The organism is Desulfosporosinus sp. I2 (assembly GCF_000960765.1).
GTDB lineage: Bacteria > Bacillota > Desulfitobacteriia > Desulfitobacteriales > Desulfitobacteriaceae > Desulfosporosinus.
Genome location: NZ_JYNH01000168.1, coordinates 1 through 9,432 on the forward strand (window position 1 = coordinate 1; position 9,432 = coordinate 9,432).

At 44.4% G+C, this 9,432-nt stretch carries 9 protein-coding genes and 1 riboswitch; of the genes, 2 read left to right on the forward strand and 7 right to left on the reverse strand.

All coding sequences use genetic code 11. The annotated features are described in order from the left end of the window. The 4 genes from alr to UF75_RS22745 all read right to left on the reverse strand — a co-directional run. Positions 1–870 (reverse strand): alanine racemase (gene alr / locus UF75_RS22730; RefSeq protein WP_045576822.1); only part of this gene is annotated, 870 nt, incomplete at its 3' end. Between the two features lie 17 nt (positions 871–887). Continuing rightward, on the reverse strand, positions 888–2,462 hold the full coding sequence (locus tag UF75_RS22735; protein WP_045576823.1) for a bifunctional ADP-dependent NAD(P)H-hydrate dehydratase/NAD(P)H-hydrate epimerase: 1,575 nt from the start codon (positions 2,460–2,462) through the stop codon (positions 888–890). Positions 2,463–2,521: 59 nt separating this feature from the next. After that, complete coding sequence (locus tag UF75_RS22740) at positions 2,522–2,878, reverse strand: holo-ACP synthase (protein WP_045576815.1); 357 nt, start codon at positions 2,876–2,878, stop codon at positions 2,522–2,524. 19 nt (positions 2,879–2,897) lie between these two features. Beyond that, on the reverse strand, positions 2,898–3,503 hold the full coding sequence (locus tag UF75_RS22745; protein ID WP_156146569.1) for a TrkA C-terminal domain-containing protein: 606 nt from the start codon (positions 3,501–3,503) through the stop codon (positions 2,898–2,900). A gap of 174 nt (positions 3,504–3,677) precedes the next feature. Further along, a riboswitch (cyclic di-AMP (ydaO/yuaA leader) is annotated at positions 3,678–3,801 on the forward strand. Positions 3,802–3,882: 81 nt separating this feature from the next. Between UF75_RS22745 and eam the strand changes: the two genes are divergently transcribed. Next, positions 3,883–5,130, forward strand: a complete 1,248-nt coding sequence (gene eam / locus UF75_RS22750; RefSeq protein ID WP_045576817.1) for a glutamate 2,3-aminomutase — start codon at positions 3,883–3,885, stop codon at positions 5,128–5,130. A 261-nt stretch (positions 5,131–5,391) separates the two neighbouring features. On the opposite strand, the gene UF75_RS22755 is transcribed toward eam, so the two are convergent. After that, a complete protein-coding gene (locus UF75_RS22755) occupies positions 5,392–6,318 on the reverse strand; it encodes a TIGR01212 family radical SAM protein (RefSeq protein WP_045576818.1) in 927 nt (308 codons plus the stop codon). A 133-nt stretch (positions 6,319–6,451) separates the two neighbouring features. Here UF75_RS22755 and UF75_RS22760 point away from each other — a divergent pair, with 133 nt between their 5' ends. Continuing rightward, positions 6,452–7,447: a D-cysteine desulfhydrase family protein gene (locus UF75_RS22760; RefSeq protein WP_045576819.1), complete on the forward strand. Its 996-nt coding sequence runs from the start codon at positions 6,452–6,454 to the stop codon at positions 7,445–7,447. Here the strand turns inward: UF75_RS22760 and UF75_RS22765 are convergent. After that, positions 7,438–7,812: a VOC family protein gene (locus UF75_RS22765; protein WP_242860392.1), complete on the reverse strand. Its 375-nt coding sequence runs from the start codon at positions 7,810–7,812 to the stop codon at positions 7,438–7,440. The genes UF75_RS22760 and UF75_RS22765 overlap by 10 nt on opposite strands. Before the next feature lie 78 nt (positions 7,813–7,890). Beyond that, positions 7,891–9,084 (reverse strand): DVU0298 family protein, encoded by a 1,194-nt coding sequence (locus tag UF75_RS30465; RefSeq protein ID WP_045576821.1) that lies wholly within the window; start codon positions 9,082–9,084, stop codon positions 7,891–7,893. Positions 9,085–9,432 lie beyond the last annotated feature (348 nt).

Sequence of the window (9,432 nt, forward strand, 5' to 3'; positions counted from 1 at the left end):
GGAAAGCGCCCTTCGGAGCCCATCCGCATACCCTAACGGAATAGTTGCCACACGTGTAGGGTATGCCGCCTGAAAAGTACGGCCATAACTTACTGTTTCTCCTGTGGTTATCGTCTTTATATGGGAAACTCTAGCCTTCCAAGACATGACTGGTTCTAACCCGACATATCCTCCAATTTGGGAGGATGGAGGAAAACCATAAAGACTAATTCCTGGACGAACAAGCTCCAAATGAGATTCTGGAAATTGAATGAGAGCAGCACTGTTGGCCGCATGCCTTATTGGAATATCTAGTCCACTTTGTTTCAACTTTTCGCAGAGGGATTGGAAGCTTTTAAACTGTATCCGGGCAAACGATAGATCGTTTTGATCCGCAGTAGCAAAATGGGTAAATATTCCCTCAATTATAAGATTAGGTAAGTCGGCAATCCTCAGAATATCGTTAAGGTCTCCCTCTTGAAACCCTATTCGACCCATTCCCGTATCCACTTTGATATGCAATTTTGCAGTCTTTTTTAGTCTCACGGCAGCCTCAGAGAGCGCTTGGGCTTGAGCCCATTGGCCTATGGCAGGAATAATTTCTTCCTTAACTAAAACATCTGATTGTTCTAGATCGGTTGCACCTAGAATCATCACCGTCAGCTCAGGAAACCCCGCTTTAAATTCCAACGCCTCTTGTAAGAGAGCCACACCGTAGCGTTTTGCTCCACACTCCTTGAGCGTTTTTACAACAGGAATCATTCCATGCCCGTAGGCATCTGCCTTGACGATCGGCATCATTTCACTTTGGGTATATGCTTTAAGCTTAAAGTAATTTTCTCTTAAAGTTTGCAAATTGACCTCAGCACAAACCGGTCGCACCCCCATCATTTATCCCTTCTTCCCTCTTAACTCTTCAGTTCTAAGGCATGCCGAGCTTTGGGCAGTTGATTAGCGACTTCCAAAGCAGTGAATCCGGACCACCCATAATCAATAGCTAGCTCATCCGCTGCTCTACCGTTTAAGTATACACCCAGACAAGCTGCCTCTAGCGGAGGAACCCCTTGGGCCAACCAAGCAAGGATGCTCCCAGTAAGGACATCTCCAGTTCCCCCCGTTCCGAGTCCGGGGTTCCCGGTAGGATTGAAAAACGCCCGACCATCTGGTGAAGCAATAATGGTTACAGAGCCTTTTAAGACAACCACTGCTTCCCACTCGACCGCTTTTGCCACCGCGATATCCAATCGATTGCGCTCGATATCTTCAACACTACATTGACATAGCCGGGCCATCTCACCCGGATGGGGCGTAAGAATTAAAGCACCTCGATCACTTCTTAACGCAATTAGACTAGGTTCCGTAGCCATTAAATTGAGCGCGTCTGCATCTAAGACGACCGGACAACTCACGTTGCTTAAAATCTCTTTAAGCACTGCCATAAATTGTGGATTCTGAGCTATACCTGGACCCAGCGCAAGGGCCTGTGCGTTTTCAGACCGACTGGAGATCACCGGCCAAGCTTGTTCATTAAGAGAATCCTCTCCCGGTGCGGGCCAAACGGTCGCCTCAGTAATTGAGACATCCACATCATTGGCAATTCCCTGAGCAGTCACGATTTGCAGCAGTCCAATCCCACTGCGTAAAGCACCCCGTCCTGCCAGAACAGCGGCTCCACTCATACCTTTAGAACCCGCCACAAGAATCCCTCTTCCGTGAGTTCCTTTATGACCCTTAAGTTGACGTACAGGAATACTACCGCGAATATCCTCATCCATCAAGACAAACGTCGATATTCCTTCATCTTCTAAGTAGACTTCTGGAATAGAAATTGGATCCACCACTACCCGTCCACAATAGTCCGGGCCCTCACCGAGGAATAGACCCCACTTCGGAAGTCCAAATGTTACAGTTGCTTGGGCACGAACCGCAGTACGATATACCTTACCCGTATTTGCCTCTACACCACTGGGAATATCGATGGAAACCACCCAACCCGGAGCACGGTTAACTTCGTCAACATATTCTTCTACTAAGCTGGGCAATGCCCCACGCAACCCAATGCCATAAAGTGCATCCACCACGACATCCGCTTGTGCAAGTGCTAAACGTGTCAAACGACGTTGCTTCTCCCCTTCAATTACAAACAATTTTCCAAGAGTACCCTGATAAAGCTGCAAATTTAAGGCAGCATCTCCTTTAAGTTCCTGAAGTCCTGCAAATAACAAAACCGTGACATCCATGCCCTGGAACATAAGTTGTCGTGCAACGGCTAAGCCATCCCCGCCGTTATTACCCTTTCCGGCTAAAATTACTACTTTTCGTCCACTTAATTCTTTCTGACCGTCATGACCAAGCAGACTACGCCGAATCTCTGCAACGACTGCCCAGGCTGCATTTTCCATAAGGAGCAAACTCGGGATACCATAATCATGAATTGCCTTTTCTTCGATCTGCCGCATTTGTTCTGCGCTGACCACACGCACATTCCCCACCCCGGTTCTTTTTATCTTTATAACTCGTAGGGGCAATTCATGAATTGCCCCTACTCTAAAATAGCAAACGCCATCGCCTGGGTTTGATTATGAGTTAAACTTACTTTTACTTGAGACCCGCCCCGAACTCTGACTTGATTCATAGCTCTAGCGCTAAGATAAACGATAGGTTCTCCCTTTAAATTAGTTAAAATTTCTATATCATGCCAAGAAAAGCCACTAAGCCCTGTCCCCAAAGTCTTTAAGACAGCCTCTTTTCCAGCAAAACGCGCGGCATAACTCTGAACACCTTTCCCCTCTAAGTTTTCACGTTCTCGCATTGTGAAAAGACGCTCAAATAATTTAGGTTGGCGCTTATATGCCTTAGCCATTCGTTCTATTTCGAGACTATCAATACCTGGATACATTTCACTTACTCCATCCGAATTATAGAATAATTGACTTTAATCTCTCTTGACCTTCTGCAGAACCTGCAACCAGTAGGACATCTTCCCCACGCAGGACAAAACTAGCCTCCGGAGAAAACTGTTCAAAACCGTCTCGAATCACGGCTACAATCGTCGCCCCTGTACGTTCCCGAATTTTTAATTCCCTTAAAGTTTTTCCAATAGCCGGAGATGTCTTGCCAATCTCAATTTCTCCGACGTCCAACCAACGTGACATCAAGCGATCCGTATACCCAAGGAATTTGTTCAGATGGATTTCAATCTTCATGTCGGTTTCACGCCTTTGATCCATCAGCTTTTTTAAATCTTCAACAAAGACCTGAATTTCTCCTTTTTGATCAAACGATTTAACAAATTTCTCGGCCAAGGCTTTTGATGTTACTGTAATCCCTACGCCTTGACTAACCATCACCACTCCAACATTTTGCAAAACAGCGATGGCCCGACGAATGGTCTCCGGAGAGACATTATACCGCCCTGCTAACGTCGAACGGCCATGTATCTTTACCCCCTCATGGTACTCCCCCATCATAATGGCGTGTGCTATGTCAATGGCAATTTCTTGATAACGTGCTTGTTCCAATATGTTCAACCCCTTACCCATATCTCATTTCGCAGTTCGTAGTTCGTGAATTTGTAGTTCGCCTGCGAATATTGTATATCGAACTCATTCTATTATAACATAGCCAACTTCAGGTGACATCATGCTATTGACAGGTAACAACTTATATGATACTATTGGGTTGTTAGTAAATAAATGTTATTTATTCAGCTTAATTTCCCAAAAGGAAAACGGGGGACCCATTTGTGGGGTGAATCGCGAAAAGCGTAGAGCAGGCGCTCGAACCCGTCAGCTAACCTCGTAAGCGTTGGAACACGTTTAACGTGATATTCTGCGTTATTCCGTTTGGGAACCGTTATGTTTGATCGGTTCTTTTTTGTTTGTGAGAAAAGGAGGGGTATGAATGTCTGTCCAACTACAAGATCGTCCTGTAGCCTTTCGTCAATACGCACTGCGTCGAGCCGAAAAACTTAAACAAATGGTTACCCCTTATCTAAAGCAAGCTAGTACTATTCCAACAGGATTTTCAAGTTCAGATACGTTCGAATCCCATCGGGCTATGATCCTTAACTATTTCGGTGCAACTCTTGATGACTGGGAAAATTGGCATTGGCAAATGACACATAGAATATCAGATCCCCATGTTTTAGATACGTTATTACCCTTGGCTGCTACGCAACGTCAAGAAATTCTACGGGTAGGGAAAACCTTTCGCTGGGCTATATCTCCTTATTATCTGAGTTTAATGGATGATAGTGATCCCTTTGATCCCATCCGTTTGCAGGGACTACCTAGCCAAGCAGAGCTTTTCGATGATTTTGGAGAAGAAGATCCAATGGGCGAAGAATATACATCTCCTGCTCCCAGCATAACGCGACGTTACCCGGATCGCCTAATCATCAATGTTACTAACATGTGCGCTATGTACTGCCGACATTGTCAACGTAGACGTAATATCGGAGAAACAGACACCCATTCTCCACGAGTACAACTTAGCCAGGCGCTCAACTACATTCGAGCAAACCCAGAAATTCGAGATGTCTTAGTGACTGGGGGAGATGCATTACTGCTGAGTGACCAAACCTTAGATTGGCTTCTGGGAGAACTCCATGCCATCCCCCATGTGGAAATTAAACGACTTGGGACACGAGTACCCGTTACCTTACCCATGCGCATTACAGATGAACTATGCACAATTTTGGCAAAATACCCTCCACTCTACATCAATACACAATTCAACCACCCTAAAGAAGTCACAAAAGACGCCAAAAAAGCGGCTGACAAACTAATTGCAGCCGGTGTAATCCTAGGTAATCAGGCTGTTTTACTCAAAGGTATCAATACTCAACCACAGGTGATGAAAAAACTTAACCAAGAATTACTGAAAATCAGGGTTCGTCCATACTATATCTTTCATGCTAAAAATGTCAAAGGAACCCGTCATTTCGTTCCCAGAATCCAAGACGGAATTGAAATTATTGAACAATTACGAGGTCATACGTCTGGACTCGCTGTACCAACTTATATTATTAATGCCCCTAAAGGTGGAGGCAAGACACCCATTTCCCCACAATACCTAGTGTCCCTTGACGAAAATAAAGCGGTTTTACGTACTTGGGAAGGAAAATATATTCAATATGAAACACCCTAATAAACCTATTACTATGTAAGGAGCTGATATAACATGACAGAACGTCTTAATAACGAACAGATAAGTCAACGGATCATGGATACCAATTCAGATCTGAAAAGGTATTTAAACCTGGCTCCTGAACTCAAAATAACCCCACTCAAGCCTAGTAGTTCTAAAGCGTCAATCCCCCTGTTTTCGTTTCCACGGCCTACTTTGAGGCCATAATCTAATACTCTCCTCTTTCTATCTTTTAGCGATCTCTACGAGATCGCTAATTTTTTATCCGATAGTTCCCTCTGCTTTTTTTCCTTGCCATGAATCTCGCCGTTCTAATTCAGCATCAATAGCATTGAGAACTTCCCACTTTTTACGGCTCCATAGAGGTCCGATCAGATCATCCGGTGGTCCGTCTCCTGTTAAGCGATGAATAACCATCTCTGGAGGTAGGATCTCTATAATATCTACGACGAGCGAAACATACTCCTCTTGGGTCATAAGCTCAAAAGGCTCGTGCTGATAAATGGTTGCTAAAGGAGTTCCTCTTAAAACATGCAGTAAATGAATTTTAATCCCCTCTAAGGGCAACTTGGCAACGGCCCTCGCGGTTTCCATCATCTCTGCTTTCGTTTCTCCAGGTAGTCCCAGGATAATATGGGCACAAACCCGTATTCCTCTGGCGTGTAACTGCCCCAGACCCTTGAGAAATTGAGCATAGTCATGCCCCCTACCAATCCATTCCATGGTTCGGTCATGACTACTTTGCAATCCCAACTCCACCCATAAATAAGTTCTCAGGTTCAGTTCTTCAAGGTACCCTAGTACGTCTTCCGGCAAACAATCCGGTCTTGTGGAAATGGATAACCCGACGACCTTCTCCTCGGCAAGGGCATGTTCATAAATTTCACGCAACCGATCTACCGAAGCATAAGTATTAGTATATGCTTGAAAATAAGCGATATACTTTGCCTTAGGCCATTTTTTAGTCATTCGTTCTTTAACGTCACAAAATTGTTCATGAAGGGATACTCTTCGCTCTCCTGCAAAATCTCCAGATCCCCGTGCACTGCAATAGACACACCCCCCCGTGCCCAAGGTACCATCTCGATTAGGGCAAGTAAATCCGGCGTCCAAAGAAACCTTAAAGATTTTTTCCCCAAACCTATTGCGCAAGTGTTCATTAAACGTATGATATCGTTTCTTTTGCATAGTTTGATTCCATTCTTTTCTTAATTGTCAACCGTTTCGACTTTATTTAGACTATCAAAAATTGCTTTAGAACAAAAGGAATTGGAAGGTTCTTGTAGAAAAGTATCAATAATCTGATACTTGGAGGTACCCAATGTTTAATTCATTACTAGAAAGCTTACCATTCCCCCCTCGTGTTCCCTTAATGGGAGGACCAACACCCATTCAAAAAAGTCGCCTTGCATGGGGTGATGATCCATTATATTGGAAACGAGACGATCTAACCCCTTACGGACTGGGAGGGAACAAACTACGCAAACTAGAATTCCTCATGGCTGAGGCACTAAGCCAAAGGGCGGACCTCATTATCACATCCGGAGCGTCTCAGTCGAACCACGCTCGTCTTACCGCCGTTGTTTCTGCGATGATGAAAATCCCCTCCGTGATTATTATCCCAGGGAAGACTCCGACAGAATGGGGAGGCAATCTGCTTCTGGATCGTTTAGCAGGTGCAGAAATTATAGCTTGTGGTGAAGAGCCTCTAGATCAAGCTGTAGAACGCATTTCCGCCGAAAGGAGATTACAGGGTCACCATCCCTATACAATCCCTCTCGGGGGCTCTAATGTACTCGGATCATTAGGATACTTTCTGGCCTTTTTCGAACTCCTCAAACAAGCTGAAGAGCAAGGATGGACTCCTCATACTCTTGTCTGTTCAGTCGGAAGCGCGGGGACACTAGCGGGCTTGGTCGCGGCGAATGCCCTTCTCCCTCAGCCTCTTCACCTGTTAGGAGTCAATGTAGTGCAAAGTACGGATCAACTTCATAATCGGGTTAAAAAACTAGCAGCTGAGGTGTTGGATTTGCTCCACGCCCCTTGTCCGCTACCACCGTTTGAAGTTACCACCGATTTTATCGGACCGGGATACGGCCTATCCACACCTGCATCTTCGAAGGTCTTAATTGAGTGTTTACGAACGGATGGCGTCCTTTTTGATCCCGTTTATACGGCCAAAGGGGTTGCCGCAGTCAAACACCTCATGCACCATAAAAACCGTGAATTTCCTGAAACGATTGTCTTTTGGCACACTGGGGGTGGGCCAGCCATCTTTGATCAACATTACTATAAGGAACTTCTCAGTTACGCTTGATAGAATTCTAATCTTTCTCCGCTTGGACCTCTGAAAAAGAAATTATACCGTCCTTCCCCTAAAGACATGGGCTCGGAATTAATTAATTCTACCTGATGGCCCTTTAAATGTTCAACCGCTTTAACGATATCGGAGACTCGGATTGCCAAGTGATTAACAACCCCATCCTTAAATTTAGAACCGTCAACCACTTCCACTAATTCCACGACGGTACCACCTAATTCCAGAAAGGCCAATTCCGCCTCTCCTGGTTTAATTTTGTGTAAAAACTTAAAGCCGAGTACCTCTATGTAAAAACGAATAGCTTTTTCCAATTCCAAGGCCTTAATCCCGATGTGTTCGATTCCTATGAAAAGGTTTTCCATGTTTGATTCCCCCTTTTTCATCTATTATAAACTTGTGTTTCACATATTACTATTAATCGTTGACCTATCCACATCAAACTATTTCTTAATAAAACCTTCTAACTCTAACAGCTTTTGTTTAATGTCTAAACCTCCAGCGTACCCTGTCAAACTTCCACCTTTACCGATTACCCGATGACAGGGCACCACGATTCCGATTGGATTTCGATTGTTGGCCATACCCACGGCTCGCTGCCCTTTTGGGTTATCCACTTGCGCAGCAATTTCGCCATAAGTACGAGTTTCTCCGTAAGGAATACGCAGAAGTTCTTCCCATACTTTAAGCTGAAAGGGCGTACCGATTGGATGCAGAGGAATCGTGAACTCCTTGCGTTGGCCAGAAACATACTCTTGCAACTGACGAATAACCTCACTATTTGGCTCGCGCTTACGTATCAAAAAACGTTTTGGGAACTGGCGTGACATCCATTTAAGCAAGGACTGTTCTTCCTCAACCGACGGGCCAAGCCCTAACCAGCACAATCCTACTGAGGTCGAGGCGACCGTTACCTCAACCGCTAGGTCTTTAATCATAATATGTTCTACCCAAAAGGTAAGGCTTTGGGCCGTCCAAAGTTCCTGAACAGAATACTTGATCAGTTCTCCAGCTTGATAGATTTGGATTATGTTGGGATCGTTTTTTAAACGTTGATCAAGATCGATCGGGATGCTCCATTTAGGTCCTTCTTCACGGTAAAGCTCAAGACCGTTTTGAGGAGTCCGCATAAGTGCATAGATTAGTGCCGCTAAACCACGAGCGAACGGCTCCTCAGATTCTAAGAAAGGCCTAATCCGTTCTTCGAGAGGATCTACTAAATGAGGAGCGCTCTGAGCTAGTTGGGCCAATCCCCATAGCGCACCATCGCTTAAGCTTTCATCTACTAACAACCCAGAAAGCATCCAATTAAAATGTCCACATGTCTTTGGACAATGAGCCAGAAGACTTCCTATGGCCTCGGATGCATTCCATGCAGTTCCGCCGGATTCCTCGTTGAGCATCCAAAAATAACGACGCACAAGCTCAACGGCATATTTTTCATCTTTCTGATCCATTTCATGGGCAAAAACTCCTAATGCCTCTACTGCCCGCCAGAAAATAAGCCCATCTTTAACATAGATTCGTGTCATAAATTGCCGATAGACATTCTTACTTTCTTTTTCTTGAGCCCATATGTTCAGTTGCTTCCAATCCCGTTTCTCTAAAACCCGTTCCACATCTTTTTTCGTAGGCATTCGACCACCTTCTCTCTTTTGCAAATTATCTTATTAATTTTCTCCGACCTCAAGGAAATTGTTATAATTTCTATTTCCGTTTAGTTCCTTATTAAGAATAATCTTACCACAAGTTAAGGTATATTAAAACGTGTGTACGTCATACTACTTACCTTCACGTTTTCCTCTTTATCCCTATAATCACACCTTTACAGCATACAGAACAGAAGGAAAAGCAGTGTGTCAATTTATCTCCAATCGACATACTGCTTTTGGTATTTTCTAATATACACCACAAATCTCCATCAAGGGTTTCTCGTCAATTTAGCCTTAGATGAATTAATACTATCAATCTTTCGGAGAGCCTCT